Source organism: Candidatus Micropelagos thuwalensis, assembly GCF_000469155.1.
GTDB lineage: Bacteria > Pseudomonadota > Alphaproteobacteria > RS24 > RS24 > Micropelagius > Micropelagius thuwalensis.
In genome coordinates, this window is record NZ_AWXE01000004.1 from 772,003 (window position 1) to 792,752 (window position 20,750).

The 20,750-nt window shown below is 45.5% G+C and carries 20 protein-coding genes, 1 tRNA gene and 1 other RNA gene; 10 read left to right on the forward strand and 12 right to left on the reverse strand.

The window, feature by feature from the left end:
• Positions 1–145 precede the first annotated feature (145 nt).
• From ffs to recR, 3 genes are all read left to right on the forward strand, one after another.
• An RNA gene (ffs, locus tag RS24_RS09885) (signal recognition particle sRNA small type) lies at positions 146–242 on the forward strand.
• A 115-nt stretch (positions 243–357) separates the two neighbouring features.
• A complete protein-coding gene (locus RS24_RS08380; RefSeq protein WP_021777775.1) occupies positions 358–2,307 on the forward strand; it encodes a DNA polymerase III subunit gamma/tau in 1,950 nt (649 codons plus the stop codon).
• Positions 2,308–2,327: 20 nt separating this feature from the next.
• Positions 2,328–2,921 carry a recombination mediator RecR gene (gene recR, locus RS24_RS08385; protein WP_021777776.1) on the forward strand — a complete coding sequence of 198 codons (594 nt, stop codon included), beginning with the start codon at positions 2,328–2,330 and terminating at the stop codon, positions 2,919–2,921.
• Between the two features lie 2 nt (positions 2,922–2,923).
• Here recR and RS24_RS08390 read toward each other — a convergent pair whose 3' ends face one another.
• Positions 2,924–4,036, reverse strand: a complete 1,113-nt coding sequence (locus RS24_RS08390) for a DNA recombination protein RmuC (RefSeq protein ID WP_038300811.1) — start codon at positions 4,034–4,036, stop codon at positions 2,924–2,926.
• A gap of 97 nt (positions 4,037–4,133) precedes the next feature.
• On the opposite strand from RS24_RS08390, the gene def reads away from it, so the two are divergent.
• Genes def through truA form a run of 3 tightly spaced genes read left to right on the forward strand, consistent with a single transcriptional unit; the run spans position 4,134 to position 6,415 of the window.
• Positions 4,134–4,709, forward strand: a complete 576-nt coding sequence (gene def / locus RS24_RS08395) for a peptide deformylase (RefSeq protein WP_021777778.1) — start codon at positions 4,134–4,136, stop codon at positions 4,707–4,709.
• A 33-nt stretch (positions 4,710–4,742) separates the two neighbouring features.
• Positions 4,743–5,672 (forward strand): methionyl-tRNA formyltransferase, encoded by a 930-nt coding sequence (gene fmt, locus RS24_RS08400; RefSeq protein WP_021777779.1) that lies wholly within the window; start codon positions 4,743–4,745, stop codon positions 5,670–5,672.
• Entirely contained in the window at positions 5,669–6,415 is a 747-nt protein-coding gene (gene truA, locus RS24_RS08405) for a tRNA pseudouridine(38-40) synthase TruA (protein WP_021777780.1), read from the forward strand. Before fmt ends, truA begins: the two co-directional genes overlap by 4 nt.
• Here truA and dapE read toward each other — a convergent pair.
• The 9 genes from dapE to rpmH all read right to left on the reverse strand — a co-directional run bounded on the left by dapE (position 6,403) and on the right by rpmH (position 14,301).
• Positions 6,403–7,581 (reverse strand): succinyl-diaminopimelate desuccinylase, encoded by a 1,179-nt coding sequence (gene dapE / locus RS24_RS08410; protein ID WP_021777781.1) that lies wholly within the window; start codon positions 7,579–7,581, stop codon positions 6,403–6,405. The genes truA and dapE overlap by 13 nt on opposite strands.
• The gene (gene dapD, locus RS24_RS08415) at positions 7,581–8,423 is read right to left on the reverse strand and encodes a 2,3,4,5-tetrahydropyridine-2,6-dicarboxylate N-succinyltransferase (RefSeq protein WP_021777782.1); all 843 of its coding nucleotides are present in this window, start codon (positions 8,421–8,423) and stop codon (positions 7,581–7,583) included. The genes dapE and dapD overlap by 1 nt, the downstream gene beginning before the upstream one ends.
• 97 nt (positions 8,424–8,520) lie before the next feature.
• A complete protein-coding gene (locus RS24_RS08420; RefSeq protein ID WP_051295615.1) occupies positions 8,521–9,228 on the reverse strand; it encodes a pyrimidine 5'-nucleotidase in 708 nt (235 codons plus the stop codon).
• Positions 9,221–10,333: a DUF1036 domain-containing protein gene (locus RS24_RS08425; RefSeq protein ID WP_021777784.1), complete on the reverse strand. Its 1,113-nt coding sequence runs from the start codon at positions 10,331–10,333 to the stop codon at positions 9,221–9,223. The genes RS24_RS08420 and RS24_RS08425 overlap by 8 nt, the downstream gene beginning before the upstream one ends.
• Positions 10,278–11,240 (reverse strand): acetylglutamate kinase, encoded by a 963-nt coding sequence (gene argB, locus RS24_RS08430; RefSeq protein ID WP_021777785.1) that lies wholly within the window; start codon positions 11,238–11,240, stop codon positions 10,278–10,280. The genes RS24_RS08425 and argB overlap by 56 nt, the downstream gene beginning before the upstream one ends.
• A gap of 19 nt (positions 11,241–11,259) precedes the next feature.
• On the reverse strand, positions 11,260–11,949 hold the full coding sequence (gene yihA / locus RS24_RS08435) for a ribosome biogenesis GTP-binding protein YihA/YsxC (protein ID WP_021777786.1): 690 nt from the start codon (positions 11,947–11,949) through the stop codon (positions 11,260–11,262).
• Positions 11,921–13,762 (reverse strand): membrane protein insertase YidC, encoded by a 1,842-nt coding sequence (yidC, locus tag RS24_RS08440; RefSeq protein WP_021777787.1) that lies wholly within the window; start codon positions 13,760–13,762, stop codon positions 11,921–11,923. Before yidC ends, yihA begins: the two co-directional genes overlap by 29 nt.
• A 16-nt stretch (positions 13,763–13,778) precedes the next feature.
• A complete protein-coding gene (gene rnpA / locus RS24_RS08445; protein ID WP_021777788.1) occupies positions 13,779–14,144 on the reverse strand; it encodes a ribonuclease P protein component in 366 nt (121 codons plus the stop codon).
• A gap of 22 nt (positions 14,145–14,166) precedes the next feature.
• Positions 14,167–14,301, reverse strand: coding sequence for a 50S ribosomal protein L34 (rpmH, locus tag RS24_RS09890; RefSeq protein WP_008518676.1), 135 nt, complete (start codon positions 14,299–14,301; stop codon positions 14,167–14,169).
• Between the two features lie 263 nt (positions 14,302–14,564).
• Here rpmH and RS24_RS08450 point away from each other — a divergent pair, with 263 nt between their 5' ends.
• Positions 14,565–15,236 (forward strand): TVP38/TMEM64 family protein, encoded by a 672-nt coding sequence (locus RS24_RS08450; RefSeq protein ID WP_131443763.1) that lies wholly within the window; start codon positions 14,565–14,567, stop codon positions 15,234–15,236.
• Between the two features lie 16 nt (positions 15,237–15,252).
• Positions 15,253–16,677, forward strand: coding sequence for a dihydrolipoyl dehydrogenase family protein (locus tag RS24_RS08455; protein ID WP_021777790.1), 1,425 nt, complete (start codon positions 15,253–15,255; stop codon positions 16,675–16,677).
• Between the two features lie 26 nt (positions 16,678–16,703).
• On the opposite strand, the gene ggt is transcribed toward RS24_RS08455, so the two are convergent.
• Entirely contained in the window at positions 16,704–18,476 is a 1,773-nt protein-coding gene (gene ggt, locus RS24_RS08460; protein ID WP_021777791.1) for a gamma-glutamyltransferase, read from the reverse strand.
• Positions 18,477–18,622: 146 nt separating this feature from the next.
• On the opposite strand from ggt, the gene RS24_RS08465 reads away from it, so the two are divergent.
• Both RS24_RS08465 and RS24_RS08470 read left to right on the forward strand, forming a co-directional pair.
• Positions 18,623–18,699 (forward strand) — tRNA-Arg (locus RS24_RS08465).
• Positions 18,700–18,919: 220 nt separating this feature from the next.
• On the forward strand, positions 18,920–19,921 hold the full coding sequence (locus RS24_RS08470; RefSeq protein ID WP_021777792.1) for a CE1 family esterase: 1,002 nt from the start codon (positions 18,920–18,922) through the stop codon (positions 19,919–19,921).
• A gap of 128 nt (positions 19,922–20,049) precedes the next feature.
• On the opposite strand, the gene RS24_RS08475 is transcribed toward RS24_RS08470, so the two are convergent.
• The gene (locus tag RS24_RS08475) at positions 20,050–20,709 is read right to left on the reverse strand and encodes an FkbM family methyltransferase (RefSeq protein ID WP_021777793.1); all 660 of its coding nucleotides are present in this window, start codon (positions 20,707–20,709) and stop codon (positions 20,050–20,052) included.
• Positions 20,710–20,750: the final 41 nt, after the last annotated feature.

Consider the following 20,750-nt stretch of genomic DNA (forward strand, 5'->3'; position numbering starts at 1 on the left):
CCTTAACGAACGGCTATATGAGGGTGTGGTTAATCATTAACTTTAAACACCTTATCCACAATTACGACGATTAGACAGGTTAAAAACACTCTTATCACATGGCAAGCCTTGTCCTCTGTTTTGAAAAAATGATATGTTATTTGTGAGAGGTTGGCGGCAGACGCATCCCTCGCCAACCGGGTCAGGTCCGGAAGGAAGCAGCCCTAACGAGCCCGGTGCGGGTTGCCTGTCCAGCCTCTCACTTTAACTTCTGGCAAATATCTGGGTGAAAATTTAAGTAATGCCAAAAGTGAATCCTATTAAGTTTAGAACTTCTATTTAGTTTTCATCAAAGCCATCACAGAAAAGCTATCGGATATGAGCGACCAAAACCAAGAAGAAGACATTACGCCGATGGCACCCGATCCTGATACCGAGCCAGGTTTCGGCCTGATTGCTGAAGCTGATGAAGAAAATAATGTATCGTTAAAATCAGAAGCCTATGAGGTCTTGGCGCGCAAATATCGCCCGCGCATATTTGACGATATGATCGGCCAGGAAGCGATGGTGCAAACGCTTCGCAATGCTTTTGAAACTGGGCGGATTGCGCATGCCTTCATGCTGACGGGTGTGCGCGGGGTGGGTAAAACAACCACGGCGCGTATTTTGGCGCGGGCACTGAATTATAAAACCGCACAAGAAAACGCTCCCAATGTAGACATGCCCGAACCTGGGTTTCATTGTGTGGATATTATGGCTGGCAGTCATGTCGATGTGATTGAGATGGATGCAGCTTCTGCAACGGGCATAGATGATATTCGCGAAATCATTGAGAATGTCAGATACCGCCCAAGCGCAGCGCGGTATAAGGTTTTTATCATTGACGAGGTGCATATGCTGTCGACTCAGGCTTTTAATGGCCTGTTAAAGACCCTGGAAGAGCCACCTGCTCATGTCAAATTTGTTTTTGCGACTACCGAAATCCGAAAAGTTCCGGTTACTGTTTTGTCACGCTGTCAGCGTTTTGATCTGCGACGTTTGACAATTGAGGAAACACTGCAACTCCTCAATAAGGTTTGCGCGGCAGAAGGGACATCATTTCAGGATGAAAGCCTTGCTTTGATTGCGCGTGCGGCGGAAGGATCGGCGCGTGATGCGTTATCGCTGCTGGATCGGGCGCTTGCTCATGGTACGGAAGGTGATGCTGAGAACGGGCCGGATGCAGATACAATGCGACAAATGCTCGGGCTTGCGGATCGCGGCAGAGTTTTTGATTTGTTTGATTTAGTCATGCAGGGCAAATTGCCTGAGGCGCTTGGCGAGTTCGAAATGCAATATAATCTGGGTGCTGACCCGATTGTAATCCTTGCCGACCTGGCGGAACTCACCTATCGGTTGACACGCATGAAGTTTGTTCCCTCTGCAATAGATGACATTACTATGGCAGAAGCGTTGCGCCATCGCAGTAAGGAAACTGCTGACGCGCTTTCCACTCAGGTTTTGTCGCGTTGTTGGCAAGTTCTGTTAAAAGGACATAAAGAGGCTATGACTGCACCAGATCCGATGGCGGCAGCTGAAATGGTTTTAATTCGTCTTGCGCATATGTCTGATTTACCTACGCCGGAAGAATTATTAAAGCAGATACAAAAATCAACGCCTGCCAAGAATGAAACCCCGTCACCTAATGTGACACCCACAACCACTGAGCCGCCCAGCGTGCCACAAAATAAAGCTGATACGACTGCAGTATCAGGTGCTCAACTTTCTCAGCAGGCATCCGGTGGCCCCATGACGGAGCGCTTACCTCAAACCGAGACGCAAGCAGAAACACAAATTAATCCCGCCCAATCTCCTCATGCCCATCAGGTCATGCCATGCCCTGATACGTTTAAAAAACTGGTCGCGCTGGTCGGGCAAATGCGTGAAATAAAACTTAAAACAGTTTTGGAAACGGGCGTTCATCTTGTGCGCTTTGAGCCCGCCTCCGAGCATAAAGCCGGTGTGATTGAATATCGTCTTGCTGAGGGGGCAGAGGATATCTCCCGCCCACTTTCACGAGCGTTGAAAGAATGGACCGGCTTGCAATGGGTAGTCAGCCTCTCGCAAGATATGGGTGCGGAAACCCTTTATAAGGAAGCGCATGATGATGCCGCGCGACGCAGAGACAATGCGGCTGATAATCCGCTGGTTCAAGCCGCGCTTGAAATATTTCCCGGTGCTGAAATTGTCAGTGTTACCAATATGGATGAGCTTTCGGGGCCCCTTTCGCAAGATATAGAGGGCGACCATGAAGGTCATGAATTCCCTAATGATGAGGATAAGACTTAAGCGTTTGGTCTTGATTGGTAATGATTGGTCCTGAAATTGAAACCCTGATAAATTTGTTGTCACGCATGCCCGGGCTTGGCCCAAGGTCGGCTCGTAGAGCGGTTTTACATTTAGTGCGTAAGCGTGAAAGTCTGCTTTTACCTTTGGCGGATGCCCTTCAGACTGCCAGAGAAAGTATCGTTACGTGCAGCACATGCGGCGCGATAGATACGACAGACCCTTGTACTATATGTGCTGATCCGCGCCGAGATGACAGCGTTATTTGTGTTGTCGAGGATGTTGGTGACCTTTGGGCGCTGGAGCGTGCCAAAGCGACAAAGGGGAGATATCATGTGCTGGGCGGCGTTCTATCAGCATTGGATGGCGTAGGGCCTGAAGATTTGAGCCTTGCTGGTCTAAAAACCCGTTGCAACACGGGCTTGGTAAAAGAAGTTATTTTGGCGACCAATGCAACTGTTGAGGGGCAATCCACTGCGCATTATATTATGGATATGCTTAAAGGCAGTGACGTTACTGTTTCGCGTCTTGCTCATGGCGTGCCTGTTGGCGGGGAGCTGGATTATTTGGATGACGGCACACTTGCGGAGGCCATGAAGTCCAGAACCGAATTTTAGGATTAGTCTGGTTGTGATGACAGCAAGTCGTTTGTTGTGTCACTGATTTTTTCTTTATCTGTTTTTGAGTCTTCAACTTCCAGTGCAGTGATTTTCTCGCCCCGTCGTGAGATTTTTGTGCCGGAGGTTTCTATCATTTCGATATCTTTATTGGCTTGATCAAAATGACTGCGCAATTTGGCAATACGGTCATTCAGGCGCACAACATCCTCAATCATGACCTGCACTTCTTTTTGAATAATGCTGGCTTGTTCCCGCATTTTTACATCACGCATAATGGCGCGAACCGTGTTGAGTGTGAGCGACATTGTATTAGGGGAAACAGGATAAACCCGCATGGAACGGCATTTATCGACGATATCGGCACGGCGCAGATGTAATTCGGAGAAAATACTTTCTGAGGGCAGGAACATCAGCGCGGCATCGGCGGTCTCACCAGTGATAATATATTTATCTCGTATCGCTTCAGCGTGTTTGAGCGTATCCTGCCCAAATTGTTGCAACGCGGCTTTTTGTTCAACCTCGTCGGCGGCTTGCTTAAATTTTTGATAAGCCTCAAGCGGGAACTTACTATCCACCACGACAGGCCCGGGCGGGTTCGGAAGGTTAATGAGACAGTCAGCTCGTTTGCCATTGGAAAGTGTGTGTTGAAACAGATAGGTGCTTTCCGGCAGACCATCAATCACAATATCGGCCAGTTGAGCTTCGCCAAACGCGCCGCGTGCTTGCTTGTTATCAAGAATATGCTGAAGTTCAACGACCTGCCCTGAAAGTGCCGTTATCTGCTGTTGTGCCTGATCTATGAGAGACAGCCTTTCACCAAGTTCACCGAGTGTTTTGGAGGTTTTCTCGCGGCTTTCTTGTAATGTGTGGGTGACATTTTTTGATACACTCTCAAGCCGTTCCGATAGCGTTCGGTTAATTTCCCCTTTGGCGGCCTCTTGCATTTCGGCAAAACTGTTTAGCCGTCCGGTCATTTCAGATTGTTGGCGGTTAATGTCGGCCAGCATTGCGTCAAGATGGTCGGGTGTATTGTCCTTGCGTTTGATCAATAGGCCAATACTCACCCCCAAAAGGGCGGCAAAAACTACTAGAATACAGATTGTAACTGACATAATACTCATGAGAACTTTTTATCAGATTCGTTGATTTACAGCCTGGCTTCATTCAGCATGACTTGACGACGGTGGACTCACATCGTATCTCAAATATATGACAATAAGACCTATAATAGCTGTGCCGGACCCTAGACTGAAACAAGTATCCGAGCCTGTTGAAGCTGTAACTGACGCGTTGCGGCTGCTCATGGATGACATGGTAGAAACTATGCATGATGCCAAAGGCATTGGATTGGCTGCCATTCAGATCGGCGTTAATAAGCGTGTCATTGTGATGGATTTATCGCCCAGTGATCCCGGTGATGATGGCGAGAGCTCGGACCGTTACGACCTCTCAGAACTCAAAGATGAAACCATAAGATATTTTGTGAATCCTGAGATTGTCTGGACGTCTGAGGAGATGAATAATTATCAAGAGGGATGTCTGTCCGTTCCAGGCTTTTTTGATGATGTTGAACGTCCGAAAGCCTGTAAAGTTACTTATCTCGACTATCAAGGCCAACCGCAGGAGCTTGATTGCGACGGCTTGCTGGCGACGTGTATCCAGCATGAAATGGATCATCTTAACGGCGTTGTTTTTCTGGATCATTTATCACGTTTAAAACGCGATATGATTGTCAAAAAACTTCGTAAGCAGTCTAAAGATACTAATGTTGTTGAGCCCCTATAAAAGCAGTTGTCATAGACTTGCGGAGGTTCTGTCATGCGTTTGATTTTTATGGGAACACCAGACTTTTCTGTGCCATCCCTGAATGCCCTGCATGAGGCCGGTCATGATATTTGTGCCGTCTATACCCGTCCGCCCGCCAAAAAAGGACGTGGCATGAGCGCGCAATTAACGCCAGTACATGAATGTGCTGAAGCTTTGGGGTTGACAGTTTTTACTCCTGAAAATTTTAAGACACCCGAAACAGTGAGCATGTTTGCGTCGCATCAAGCAGATTTGGCAGTGGTGGTGGCTTATGGTCTGATTTTGCCGGAAAGCGTTCTTTCTGCACCTGTTAAAGGATGTTGGAATATCCATGCGTCCTTACTGCCACGCTGGCGCGGGGCCGCGCCGATACAAAGGGCGATAATGGCTGGAGATATGAAAACGGGAATCTGCATCATGCAAATGGAAGCTGGCCTTGATACTGGCCCGGTTTTGCTGCGGCAGGAACTTGACATTAATGATACAGACACTGCAGCGGATTTGCATGACCGGCTCATGTGGTTGGGGGCAGATGCTATAGTTGAAGCAATCAGCGCACATGAAAACCTTCAGCCCATTCAACAAAGCGCGGCGGGTGTAACATATGCCCAGAAAATCAACAAACAGGAAAGCCGAATAAATTGGTCGCAGAGTGCAAGTCAACTTGATTGTTTTATTCGTGGGTTATCACCTTTTCCCGGTGCTTGGTTTGACGCTGATGGTGACCGTATCAAGGTGCTTGCAGTTCGCCCGATAGAGAGTTCATCAGAAGCAAAATACAAATGCGGAGAGGTTTTGGACTCCGGCAACGGGAAACCAATTATTGCCTGTGGTCGTGGTGCGCTGGAATTGGTGCGCCTCCAACGTTCCGGTAAATCAGCGATGACAGGTGAAGAATTTCAGCGTGGCAAAAGTTTGAAGCCTGGAACGCTTTTGTCATGACGCAAAGATTTAAACTCATAATTGAATATGAAGGAACCAAGTTTTGCGGGTGGCAAACCCAGCGCGGGGGTGGTGCAGTGCAGGATGCTTTATCGGAGGCGGTTTTTAAATTCTGCGGCGAAGAGGTGAATGTCAACGGTGCAGGCCGCACAGATACAGGCGTTCATGCGCGGGGGCAGGTTGCGCATTTGGATATAGAGAAATCCACCGATGCATCAACTCTCCTTAAGGCATTAAATTTTCATCTTAAACCGCATCCGGTGGCTGTGCTTTCTGCCCAGTTGGTGGATAGTGAGTTTGATGCGCGTTTTTCAGCCATTCGGCGCCATTATGAATACCGCATCTTATCGCGACGGGTGCGTCCGACACTCCTGGTGGATAGGGTGTGGTGGGTACCTGTTGAATTGGACGTTGCGGCAATGCAGGAGGCGTCAGGGCGGCTCACCGGGCGACATGATTTCACAACTTTCCGCTCGGTTCAGTGTCAGGCTGCTTCGCCTGAGCGCTCGCTTGACCGTCTCGATGTGGTGGCAGAGGATGGTGAGATTAGAATTCGGGCGGTCGCGCGAAGTTTTCTGCACAATCAGGTGCGCTCCATGGTCGGTTCTTTGAAGCTTGTGGGGGAAGGCAAGTGGTCAGCAGATAATTTATCCGCTGCACTAGAAGCCAAAGATCGTGCAGCCTGTGCGCCCGTTGCACCGGCGCATGGTTTGTATTTTATGTCTGTGGATTATGAAAAATAACCGGACAGAATTTCTTGATAAATTTTTGTTAGAGATTGAATGTCATTGACTCTGACGTGCTCATCCACCTTGTGCATGGTTTTGCCGACAAGCCCAAACTCAATCACACGCGCGTGATCTTTAATAAACCGTGCATCAGATGTGCCACCACTTGTAGATAATTTGGGTGTCATGCCTAGCGTTTTTTCTACCGCACTGACAGCAAGCTCACTCAAGGTGCCGGTCGGGGTCAAAAAAGCCTCGCCGGAATGGTTAATATCAACAGTCAAAGAAAATTTATTCTCACCATCAATGGCATTATTTAAAGCGTCATGAGCCGCGTTGAGGTTTTCGTTAATCCAGTCGGTGATGGTGTCACGGCTCCATATATCATTATAACGGATATTAAAACGTGCTTGTGCCAGTGCGGGAATGACATTGGTTACAGCATTGCCGACATCAAAACCCGTCAGTTCCAGATTGCTTGGCTGGAAATGTGGTGTGCCGTCATCAAGTTTTGCCGTGATTAACCGCTCCAATAATTGGACAAGATGCGGAACAGGGTTCGCCGCGCGATGCGGATAGGCGACGTGACCTTGAATACCTTCAATGGTAACAGTTGTGTTCACGCTGCCGCGACGCCCGATTTTAATCATTTCGCCCAATGTTTCGGGGTTGGTCGGCTCACCGACAATGCAATCATCAATGACTTCTTGCTGGGTGCTTAACCAATCTAGCATTTTGATTGTGCCATTGACCGAAGGGCCTTCTTCATCGCCGGTAATCAGCAAACTTATAGAACCTATAGGTTTGCCATTTTGCGAAAGATAATCTGCCGTGGCGGCAACGAAAGCCGCTATTGCACCTTTCATATCAGCCGCCCCGCGCCCCCATAACTTGTCATCGGAAATCTCACCGGAAAAAGGATCTTTCTGCCAGTTATCCGCTGCGCCAACCGGCACAACATCTGTATGGCCTGCAAAGCAGATATGAGGCGCCGCATCGCCAAGACGTGCATATAGATTATCCACACGTGCGGTATTAGGTTCCTGAAATGGAAGGCGCGTACAAGTGAAGCCGATTTCCGTTAGTACTTTTTCAAGCAAATCTAAGGCCCCTGCATCTGCAGGCGTTACGGACGGACAGCGTATCAACTCGGCAGCAAAATTTACCGGATCAATTTGCATCAGTCCCTCAGCAATTCATTAATAGATGTTTTTGCACGCGTACCTGCATCCACGGTTTTCACAATCACGGCACAAGCGAGACCGGGTTTGCCAGGCGTACCGGAAGCGTCAGGTAACATGCCCGGGACAACCACAGAGAAAGGGGGGACTTCACCAAAGGAAATGTCACCACTGGCGCGGTCAACGATTTTAGTTGATGCCGATAGAAACACACCCATAGACAGCACCGCGCCCTCACGGACAATCACGCCTTCCGCAACTTCGGAGCGCGCCCCGATAAAGCAATTATCTTCAATAATTGTCGGGTTGGCTTGTAAGGGTTCCAGTACACCACCAATGCCTGCGCCACCAGAGATATGGACATTCTTACCAATTTGAGCGCAAGAACCAACCGTCGCCCATGTATCAACCATGGTGCCTTCATCAACATAGGCACCAAGATTCACAAAGCTGGGCATCAAAACAACATTTGGAGCAATATAAGCGCCGCGCCTGACCACACAATTTGGTACGGCTCGGAAACCTGCCGATGAAAAATCTTCTTCTCCCCAGCCATCAAATTTTGACGGGACTTTATCCCACCAACTTGCCGTGCCGGGGCCATGTGCAATGGTTGTCATATTATTTAGACGAAATGACAACAAGACAGCCTTTTTAAGCCATTGATTAACGTGCCATTCGTCCTCATTCTTTTCGGCAACGCGCAGTGTGCCATTATCTAGGAAAGACATAGCCGCTTCAATTGCATCGCGTTTCTCGCCCGTCATGTCGGGTGAGATATCATCAGGGTTCTCAAAAGCTGAATTGATAATTTTTTCGATTTCTTCGTAAGCTTCAGCCATAGCCATCTCCATTCGCCATCTCATATTGAAAAACTTAAAATGAACCTAGTCATCCTCTCGGTTCAGTCAAGCGTGCTACCATTCATGTGACGTTTTATCACTTTCCGTTCATGAGTGACAGAAAATCCACCAGATTATCAATCTCATAATTTATGTGCCCGCCGTCAGCGCCTTCATGCCCGATTTTGGCATGTTGTGGAGCATCCTCGGATAGTTTTGGTTTTAACCATACGGTCGTCATGCCAAGCTCATATGCCGGTAATAAATTCCGCGCCATATCTTCGAAAAAAATGGTTTTATCGGGGTTGATGTCATAATTGGCGATTAATTTGTGGTAGACATTTTTGTCGGGCTTTGGAACATAGTCAGCCGCACGAATATCAAAAATATCATCAAAATGGTGCAATACCCCGAGTCGGTCGCTTACTCTTTCGGCATGTTTTTGTGTGCCATTGGTGAAAATATATTTTTTCCCCGGGAGATTGGCGAGCGCGGTGGAGAGTTCAGGGTCTGGCGTAAGCGGTGAGACATCAATATCATGCACAAAATCGAGAAACTCGTCCGGTTCTAGTCCGTGGAATTGCATCAGGCCAGATAGAGTTGTGCCATATTCCCTCCAGTATTTCTTCTGGATAAAAAAAGCCTCATCATGCGTCAGCCCCAATTTTTCCTCAATAAATGCAGTCATGCGCACATCCACATGAGCGAATAAATTTTTTTCAGGCGGGTAGAGCGTGTTGTCGAGGTCAAACAGATAGACCGTTTGTGGTCCTATAACTGGCATAGGGGAAGACTTATTACTCAAAACGCATGATCCATTTCTGTTCTTTACCGGTGTCAATCTTCATAAACCCGGTCTTGTCGAAACCTTTCTCGGCACATTCGTTCCGCCCCTCAATCGTGAAGCGTGTCGGCTTGGTACATAGGTTAAACGTTCCACCCCAGATAAGTGGTTTGCCAGCTTGTAATAAAGGCTTTCCTTTTATATCGACTGCTTCCGCATAAACAAAATAATATCGATCCAGAAGAGATTTATTAATGGCGCGAATACACTCACCCGATGGGATTTTAAGCCAGCCCTGAGTGGTGAAATTATCTTTACTGACAAACCCAATTGCCGACCAGACAAGATGAGGCGTGTCATTGCAAAGCTGGAGACCACGCGTCTTGCTTTTTTCTTCTGCCGCTTCGAATAATTTGGCGAGAAGGTTTTGTGAGATTGTTTTGCTCTGGTTAAGGTCATTCTTATTTTGAAAATCTTTTAGCGAGTCCCGTGTGCGACGTCCGGCAAATCCGTCAATTACACCAATTTCATAACCAATATCGGATAGTAATCTTTGCGCGCCCGCAACTTGCGCCTGTTTTCGGTTAAAATTATAGGACTCAGAAAAGAAAATCTTGTTCTTCTTACTTGAATATTCTGCCGGAGAGAAATCCGCAGCTACATAGCCGCGCATTCGGCATTCACGCCTGCCATTTATGTCAAAATTTGTATCATTGCGAATACAAAAACGTTCAGCACCAGTGAAGTTTTGAACATCCCCTGCATGCACTTTCAAAGACCTTGCATAGACAAATAATTCAGTGCCGCTTGCAGGCGCTTGTGGTGCAGCTTCACATTTGCCGGGGAACATTCTTACCCAACCCTTGCTTTGGCTTGCATTGCCGTCTTGCACGGCAGTGGCTGCTTCAAGCACATAGCTGGTGTAGTTGCACAATTTGACGGTCTCTGCCGATGCTGTATTTAAGCTCAAGAGATTTACCAGCAAGCAACCAAAGAGTGCCCGACTGGTCAAAATTAAACTGCGCCACAGGCCACGTTTTTTTACACTGAAAACCATCCCAGCTATGCCTTCAAGAAATAAGAGTGCCGGCCCCAAGGGCAGTGAAAAGTTCCAGAAGAATGGCATGCGGAATCCGCCCATCAAGAATTGCAACAGCTTCCACGCCGTTTTTCCGTGCTGTAATCGCCGTGCCCAGCTTTGGTATCATGCCACCAATAGCGGTACCGTTTTTGATAAGCGCATTGGCCTGGCGTAAATTGAGGTGTTCAATCAACGCCCCCTTTTTGTCCAGCACGCCGGCCACATCGGTCAACATCAGCAATCTTTCTGCTTTAATGGCGGCGGCAATAGCCCCGGCGGCTGTATCGGCGTTAACATTAAAGGTCTGACCATTCCGCGATGTTGCAACCGGTGCAATCACCGGTATCGCATCAGATCTGGCGAGGTCATGCAGGACTTCAGGGTTCACCTTTTCAGGCTCTCCGGCAAAGCCAATATCAATCACTTTTTCAATATTACTGTCCGGGTCGCGGGTTCTGGCTTTTGTTTTTTTAGCGACCAACAAATTACCATCTTTGCCTGACAGGCCGATAGCTCTGCCGCCAGCCTGATTTAGTGCCGTGACAATTTGTTTATTAATAGAACCTGCAAGCACCATCTCGACAACTTCCATGGTTTTTCCGTCCGTCACTCTCAAGCCGCCGGCAAATTTACTTTTCATGCCCAGCCTTTGCAGCATTTCAGCGATTTGAGGCCCACCACCATGCACCACGACTGGGTTAATACCGGCCTGTTTCAGCAGAACAACATCGCGGGCAAAAGCGGCGGAAAGTTCAGGGTCACCCATGGCATGTCCGCCATATTTAATGACCACGGTTTTTTTATCATAGAGCTGCATAAATGGCAGGGCTTCTGTCAGCACATGCGCTTTCTCCAGCCAAGCAGCATGCTTTCCCGATTTTGAGGGTGTGGATTTGCGCTGCGTCGTCTTGCGCTGCGTCGTCTTGCTCTGTGTGGACTTTCTGGGTGCCATGTCGTCGTTTCCTGATTGATTAGGCTTTATACCCTATTGCGGACAAATCAACCAGCCCAGCAATCTCAGCTTGAAGCAAATTTATGCCATGGCCTTTGACCGCAGAGGTGGCAATCATCTCGGGATGTGCGGCGGGCCTTTTGACCAGCGCGTTTTGCATTGTCTCAATTGTTGCAGCCAGTGCTGCTTCTTTAGGTTTATCTGCTTTGGTTAACACAATCTGATAAGACACGGCTGCCTCGTCCAGTAAATTCAAAATATCCATATCGTTTGATTTGATACCGTGACGTGCATCGATCAAAACAAAGACGCGCCTTAAATTCATCCGTCCGCGCAAATAATTTCTAAGGAGTTTATTCCATGCCGCGATTTTGGATTTTGACTCCTTGGCATAACCATAGCCGGGCATGTCCACCATCCATAGTGCCTGGGTCGTTTCGTTACGTTCGGCGAGCGCAAAGAAGTTTAGCTCTTGCGTACGTCCCGGCGTGGAGGAGGTGCGGGCCAGGGCCTTGTGTCCGGTTAATGCATTTATCAGGCTGGATTTACCGACATTGGAACGTCCGGCAAACGCTATTTCTGTCAGATCATCATTCGGCAGACCATTGACGTCAACAACGCCGAATTTGAAGTTACACGGTTGGGCAAACAACCACCGACCCGCAGCCAGTCTATCGGCTTCAGCCGGATTGAGTTCCTGATCCGGCATCATCGCCCTCGCTTTTTTTGTTCTTGCCAAAACCTAAATTTGGCAACAACTCGATGCTAGCGCCGTGCCTGCTCATAATCACACCTTGTTGAAGGAGTGAGAGGAAATTGTTCCATGCCCAATAAATGACAAGACCTGCCGGGAAACTTGCCAGCAGAAAGGTGAACATAATTGGCATGAGTTGAAACACACGGCGTTGTATGGGGTCGGGTGCAGGCGGATTCATTTGCATCTGAATGAACATGGTCAGACCCATAATAATTGGCCAGATACCAATCATTAGTAATTGAGGCGGATCCCAAGGTATCACCCCGAAAAGATTAAACAGGGAGGTTGGATCAGGCGCAGAAAGGTCTTTAATCCAGCCAAAGAAAGGCTGATGTCGCATATCAATGGTGACAAACAAGACCTTGTAAATTGAGAAAAAGACCGGAATTTGTATCAAAATCGGTAAACAGCCCGCCAGTGGGTTTAGTTTCTCTTCCCGATAGAGTTTCATCATTTCCTGTTGTTGTTGCATTTTATCATCTGCATAGACATCGCGGATACGCATCATTTCAGGTTGAAGCTTTTTCATTTTTGCCATTGTGACATAGGACTTATTGGCAAGCGGGAAAAACACCAGCTTAATCAGAATCGTCACAATTAAAATGGAGACGCCGTAATTACCAAAAATATCATAAAATAAAGCAAGTAACTTAAACATCGGTTTGGTCAGGAAGTAGAACCACCCCCAATCAATCATCAGGTCAAACTTCAGAATGTCCTGATCATTGTAATTATCTATGAGCTTAACCTGTTTTGCTCCTGCGAAGAGGCGACCCGTTGTTTCGATTTGCCCACCTGATACAAGCTGTTTAGGGGCGAGTGAATAAAGAGCATTATAGGCGTCACCCTTGGCGCTTTGCTTGCCGGTTAATCGCCCTCTGAAAACTTCATCCTGCGGTGGGATGAGAGCCGTGGCCCAGTATTTGTCTGTTAGGCCAAGCCAGCCGCCTGTTGTTGTCATGTCAAAGGCAGGGTCTTCTCTCAGGTCGCCATAGCTAATCTCTTCCGAGCCGTGTTCTGCACCAAAGACGCCAATCCCACCTTCATGTAAGACGAAAATTGGTGCATCTGGTACCGCGCCAAGACGTGTTATACGTCCGAAAGGAAAAAGGGTAAAAGCTGTCTCACTGGTATTTTCAACTGATTGCTTGACTGTAAACATGTAATGCGCGTCTACGGAAATATGCTGTCTGAATATCAGTCCATTCGGTGCTTCATATTTGAGCGTAACGGGTGACTCTGGCGTTAAAATCGTACCGCTTTCAATAGTCCATAATGTTGTGCTGTTTGGCATATTGTTCGGATTACCGTCAGCGCTGTTCCAGCCATAGCTGGCCTGCCAGGTATTATTATCTTCAAGAGTTGCATGTTCCAGCAATCTTATTGAGGGTGCGTTTTCCGCGAGAGATGTCGGGAAATTATTCAGTTCAATATCATCAAACCGAGCCCCCATCAATGCTATGCTACCTGAGAGTTCAGGTGTTTGGATACTCAACCGTGGGCTATCGGCAAATTCTTTGTCGATTGAAGCTACGCCTTGTTGTGCATTGAGTGTACCAACACCCAAGCCATTTGCATCCGGTGCAACCACGTCAGCATCTTTGCGTAACTCAAAGCCATCTGCCCCGCCCTGTAATTTTTGTAACTCTGCCTGTCTTGCCCGTTCGGCAGCGAGTTTGGGTTCAACAACAAAATATTGCCACCCGAGGAGAACAATCATGCACAAAAAAATGGCTGATAAAAAATTACCGTTTTTCTGATCCACACCTTACTCCTATTTTTTAATCACTTTTTGACGAAATATTACCTTGCGGCGCATCATGGATGCGCTTGAGGGCGGTTTCAAGGTCTTTTAGCAAATCCCGAAATGACCGGACTAACGTTGCCTGACGACCAATTAGCACATAATCAAACCCACGACGACCTGCATTGGGTAAAATTTGTTCTGCCGCGACCCGCAAACGTCGACGAACACGGTTGCGCGCAACAGCGTTACCGACTTTTTTGCTGGCGGTTAACCCATATCGAATATGATTATGATTGGCATTGTCTCGTGCTTGCAAAACCAGACCGGGCATAGGTTTTTTTTCACCTTTAGCGGCGGCAAGAAAGTCTGGCCTTATCCGCAAGCGTTCCAACTGAGTCATGAGACAAGATGTGAACGACCAGCTAGGCCGACAGAACTTTTCTGCCTTTAGCACGGCGGCGGTTTAAGACGAGCCTGCCATTTTTTGTGGCCATTCTGGAGCGAAAACCGTGACGGCGTTTACGCACGAGATTGGATGGTTGGAATGTCCTTTTCACGACACAGTCTCCTGAAAAATGCATATAAGGGTTTTCTTACAAGAAAAACCTGAATTAGAGCGTGGATATACCAAAATATTCAATAAAGTCAATAAATGGCTTGCTTTTGAGCGGTTTTAATTCGCTTAGATTTAAATTCACGCGGGTCTCTCGTTTTATCAATTATTTGTGAGACGGGTTTTAAAGCTGGACAGGCAGGTGTTTCATCTTGATATTTGTGAAAAAAACCATGAGGATCTCCAGGTTTGGAAAAAATAAAGAAATTGTCTCCGCTGCTTTTGCTTCTTTTTGGACTTATCGCCGCAATTTATTTTGATCTCGGCAGATATGTTGATTACCGGTTTCTGCAAACACATCAAGACATTGTGAAGGGTTTTATCGCTGATATGCCTGTTCGGGCCGCACTGGTTTTTTTGGCGCTTTATGCACTTTCCACCGCGTTTTCTCTGCCTTTCGGAGCAATTATGACAATATCTGGTGGCTGGTTATTTGGTATCTGGATTGGCGGTAGTCTGACAATTATAGGGGCCACAATCGGAGCCAGCACTCTTTTCTTGGCGACGCGTTATGCGCTTCGTGAGGTGATGGTTGCGCGTGCCGGTGCGCGTTTACAGCAATTTGAGGCAGGTTTTAACCGCCATTCGACCAGCTATTTGCTGGCGATGAGGCTTATTCCAATCTTTCCGTTCTTTTTGGTCAATTTTCTCCCCGCCTTGATTGGTGTTAAATTCAGAACTTATGCTTTGACAACACTGATTGGTATTGCGCCAGGGACATTTGTTTATGCCGGTTTAGGGAATGGTATTTCTTATGTTTTATCCGCGGATGAACCGCTGAATACATCCGTGATTTTTAGCCCGTTGGTTTTTTTGCCATTGTGTGGTTTGGGGTTTTTGAGTTTACTTCCAGTTATGTGGAATAAAGTAAAGGGTTAGTCAGTTAGGCCGGATTATGAAAGCCATATCGAAATTTGATTTATGTGTCATTGGTGCAGGTTCGGGCGGCTTATCGGTTGCCGCGGGAGCGGCACAAATGGGGGCGCGTGTTGTGCTTGTGGAAAAAGGAAAAATGGGTGGGGATTGCCTTAATTATGGCTGTGTACCATCTAAAGCTCTGCTTTCTGCTGCACATAAAGCCAATAACATGCAAGACGGGAAAGAGTTTGGGATTAAACAGAATGGTCTCGATATAAATTTTAGATCTGTTCATAACCATGTACATGATGTGATTGAAGGCATTGCCCCGCATGACTCCGTCGAACGGTTTGAAGGGTTAGGCGTTACTGTCATTAAGTCAAAAGCTAAATTTATGGATGCGCGGCGCGTGCGTGCCGGGTCTAAAATAATCATGCCGCGTTATACGGTTATTGCCACCGGTTCTAGCACAGCTCTCCCGGATATTCCGGGACTTGCAGATATTGATTATCTGACCAATGAAACTGTTTTTGATCTTACCCGTGCGCCCCGCCACATTGTGATTATTGGAGGTGGACCCCTTGGTGTCGAAATGGCACAAGCTCTCAGAAGATTGGGGAGCGAGGTCACAATTTTGGAGGCCAAACGCCTTCTCCCAAAAAGCGATCACGAACTTGCCGAAGTCGTATCGGGGCAACTCCGCAAAGAAGGCATCCGAGTTGTTGAAGAAACAAATATTATTCAAATCAGTCAGCGGCGTGGCGGTGCCGTTATTCATATCGCTGATGGGAAGAGTGTTCGCGATATTGATGCCACCCATGTTCTAGTTGCGACAGGGCGGCGCCCGAATTTCGATGACCTGGATTTGGATAAGGCTGGAGTTTTATTTTCTGAAAACGGCATTGAGGTCGACCGTCGGTTGCGGACAACAAATAAAAAAGTGTTTGCGATTGGCGATGTGATTGGCGGTACGCAGCAAACTCATGCTGCCGGTTATCATGCGGGTATCGTTATCCGAAATACACTCTTCAGGCTTCCGGCGAAAGCCGACTTATCCGTTATGCCGCGTGCGGTTTATACAAATCCTGAAATCGCTGAGGTTGGTCTCACCGAATCTGAGGCCAGTCAAATTTATACGGGTGTACGGTCTCTTAAATGGAGTTTCGATGATAATGACAGGGCGCGTGCCGAACGCGAAATTGAAGGGCTTGTGAAAATCATTGTCTCTCGACGTGGTAAGATTTTAGGCGCTGGCATAGCCGGGAAAAATGCAGGAGATTTGATTACTCCTTGGACACTTGCCATGCAGGAAGAGTTAAACATATCCTCTATGGCCAGTTTAATTTCTGCATACCCAACGAGAAGTGAAGCATCGAAGCGTGCCGCAGGTTCATTTTATTCACCAATTTTGCATGGAAAAGCCACAAGAAGGTTAGTGAGATTTTTAAGCTTTTTTGGTTAGACACAGTCTCTCTAAGGATAGATATTTTATTGTAATAAAACTCTACCTTCTCTTCGTGGATCAGCCCCGCCATCTAAAATCTCTATAGAATTATCTCTGAGCAGTCGGATACCATGCAAGCCGCTATGTTGTCTTTTCAGTATCACCCTATGGCCCATGGCTTCCATTTTTGGTTTTAATTCTGAAACCCTTGTATCCGCCTCTAGTTCTAAGGTTTTTCCTGTGGTCACATGGCGCGGTAAATTAATTGCTTCTTGCATTGATAGGTCATAGTCCAATAGTGCAATAACTGTCTGGGCAACATATGAAATAATTTTTGGACCGCCCGGTGAGCCAATGGCGGCAAAGAATGACCCGTCTTGATTAAAAATTATCACTGGTGTCATTGATGATCGCGGGCGTTTACCAGGAGCGACTGAATTTGCAACCGCGATACCATCTTTCTTTGGCGAAAATGAGAAATCTGTTAATTGATTATTCAGGAACATCCCCCCCGACATAATGCGTGATCCAAAAGCTGCCTCAACGGATGAGGTCATGGAAACCACATTACCCTCCGCGTCACGAACAACAAAATGTGTTGTTGATTGTTGTTCAGGACTAAAGGAAGGTGTCAAAAAAGAAGAATTTTTAATCACTCCAGGAGTAATATTTTCAAGTGATTTGTCGGGATTAATAAGCTCGCTTCGACTTTTTATATAAGAGGCCTCCAATAATGATGTAACAGGTACATTTATGAAATCTGGGTCTCCGATATATTTTTCTCTATCTGCAAAAGCTAGGCGTGTAGACTCGGTAATGAGATGTATTACTCTTGCATCGTCTATGTCATGTGTTGACAAATCGAAGTGAGAAATCACTCCAAGAATTTGTAATAATGCTATACCACCGGAACTTGGTGGGCCCATACTGCAGACCTTGTAAGCTCGATAAGGTAAACATAAATTTTCTCGTTGTTTAGCTTGATAGTTAGAAAAGTCCTTTTGTCTAAGTTTTTGCTTCGGGTTTAAGTCTGCCAAATCAGAAATGATTTTTTTGCTATTTTCACCAGCATAAAAACTTTTAGCACCGTTCTCAGCCAACTTAATAAGTGTTTCAGCATATTCTGGGTTCTTTAAAAGTGTGCCAATAGGTTTGGCTTTCAGTTTCGTAAAGTTATCAGATGAAATTTTATCTGTGTTACCTGGCTGGATGAAATAAATTGAACGCGCGGAGGGGCTGTTTTGTATGAATGGGTCGGCACTTAACAGATAATGAAGCCTCGGAGTAATTTTAAAACCATCAGTTGCCAGTTTGATGGCAGGCAAAAAGAGGCTGGCCCAATTTAGTCGTCCATACTTTTTATGAACTGTTTCCAATAATGCAGGTATACCAGGCACTCCTACTGCGTCAGTGCTGGTCATAGCCTTTACAAAACCCTCAAGTGTCCCGGCGCGGTTAGAAAAAATTTCTGGTGTTATGGCTGATGGCGCAGTTTCTCTTCCGTCCCAACTGGTTAATTCATCAGCTAACGCATCGTAATGAAGAATAAACCCGCCGCCAGCAATGCCAGATGATTGTGGCTCGACAAGTCCTAAAACTGCTTGAATAGCAATTGCTGCATCAGTTGCACTGCCGCCATTACTGAGAATTTCTATTCCTGCTTTTGCTGCAAGTGGGTGTGCTGCTGCTACGATAAAATTTTTAGGTTCAGGCTGTTCGATATTATCTGCATATGCATGTGTTCTAGTTAAGGCTAAAAATAAACCCAAAAGGCATAAAAGTGGTGAGTAAGATAATTTGCTGATTGATTTATTCATAGAAATTTTAATTAACCAGATAATTCACATTATACTTTAACCCAATTGAGGGGTAAATAAAGACCCCAAGTTTATTCATGTCTTGCCAAGCTGTTGGTAAGCATTTAAACACAGATCATTAATTTGATCTTGTGTAGGTCTAAAAAGCACCGGTAGCTCAGCTGGATAGAGTACTTGACTACGAATCAAGGGGTCGGGAGTTCGAATCTTCCCCGGTGCGCCATAATCTTTATTACAGAATTGATAATATATTTTTTAATTTAACTTTCGATGACGACATAGTCGTTGATTATGAGGGCATAAGTAAAATCAATACCGGCGAGGGTAATGATAGAGTGTCTAGTCTGATTTCAAAGATTTTGATATTGATGGGGATGTAGATTAATCAGACACAATGACAGAATATTGGTTTTGAAACTGATGAAAATCCTGAAATTTTAAAAATGAAAAATTATAAAAAATATATCCTCATTGTTATTTTTACATCTTTAGTAATTTTATTAACTTTTCTTTATTTATCTTACAGACAAGTAAACTTTCATGCTTTGAGAGACCCACCAAAAGATGGTGAGATTATTAAAAAAAGCTTAATGCATGAGGGCATTAATAGAAAATATCTCGTTTATAAACCAAGTAAGATTAACAAAAATCCACCATTAGTGATTTATTTTCACGGTTCATTAGGAACCGGAGAAAACATGCGTAATCTGTCTGGTTTCGACTTTGATTACTTAGCTAACGAGTATGGGTTTGTAGTTGCATATCCTGACGGTTATGAAAATCATTGGAATGACTGCAGACGAAGTGCATCATATTCTGCCAATTTAGAAAATATTGACGACGTTGGCTTTGTTAAAGCGTTAATCAGTCAACTTCAGTCAGATTTTAATATTGATCCTCAAAAAGTTATTGCTTCCGGTTTTTCAAATGGTGGACACATGGTCTACAGATTAGCAATGGAAGCGCCAGAAAGTATTTTTATTGCTGCACCAATTGCCGCAAATATGCCGGTAGATGAAAATTTAGATTGCGTTAAATCGGAACTACCTGTGCACATAACTATTTTTAATGGCACAGAGGACCTCATTAATCCCTATGAGGGTGGCCTAGTAGAGGTTTTGGGGAATAAAAGTAGAGGCGAGGTTTTGTCTTCGCAAAAAACGCTTAATTACTGGGCAAGTTTAGCTGATGTGTCCCTTCAAGAGCCAACGATTACAAATTTTCCTGAAATAGATGGTAATCCCGAAACTAAAGTTTCTAAGATCTCTTTTTCTGGGCAAAGGGATGTATCACTATATCGATTGGAAGGTTCCGGTCACGTGGTGCCATCAAAATTTATGAATTTTGGAGAAATTTTAGGCGGTAACGCGAAAGAAATATCTGCAGCCGAAGAGATTTTTAGCTTTTACAAAAGTTTAACTCTTAAGTCTTCAATGTCAGAATAATATTACCTCTTGTTTTACCTGTTCTTTGATAACCAAGAGTTTCCAGATGTTTTAAGATATCTCTTTTCCATGACTTACTGTTTGGCTCGATAACAATACATCTAGGCCATAATTTCTCTGGTGCTTCATCAAAAAAATGGAAAAAGAGCCTGATCTTCGAAGCCTTCGATATCAATTTTCATAGAGTCTATTTTAATAATATTTTGATTGTTTAAAATATTGATTAGAGTTTCAGTTTCTACATAAATAGGCGGGGTATTATCCGAGTTCTCCCTAATTACGCTTGCTGTTCCCAGTCCGCTACCACAATAAAAAGGCACTTTATCTCCTTGACCGATACATAGTGGTACGATGGTGATTATTTCGTCCAAATCATTAATTGAAACATTGAAATTCAAGAGTTCCAATGTCGGCGGATTTGGTTCAATAGCAATAATTTTAGTGAAACCGCGTTTGGCCAGACTCAAGGAGTAATGCCCTGTATTAGCGCCTATATCTATAAAAACTTTATCTTTTTGTGATTTATGGCCCTCACATTCGAGAGCATCAATTTCTTTCAAATCATAAAATTTTGAGGTTGTTAGAATTTTTGCGTCAGTTGTGTTTTCGCTAATGTTCAAACGGTATTTGATGCCATGGATTGTCGCATCAACAACTTCATAACCTAGACGTTCCCATATTTTTTGAATTTGACGTCTTATAGTACCTCTGCTTATGCCGAGTTTTCTTAAAAACTCTAATATAAAAGTTATATTTCTAGGTTTATAGTATCCAAATTTTTCAGACATTTTTTGCCCATAGGTTAGATTTTGTAAAATTAAGTTTATAC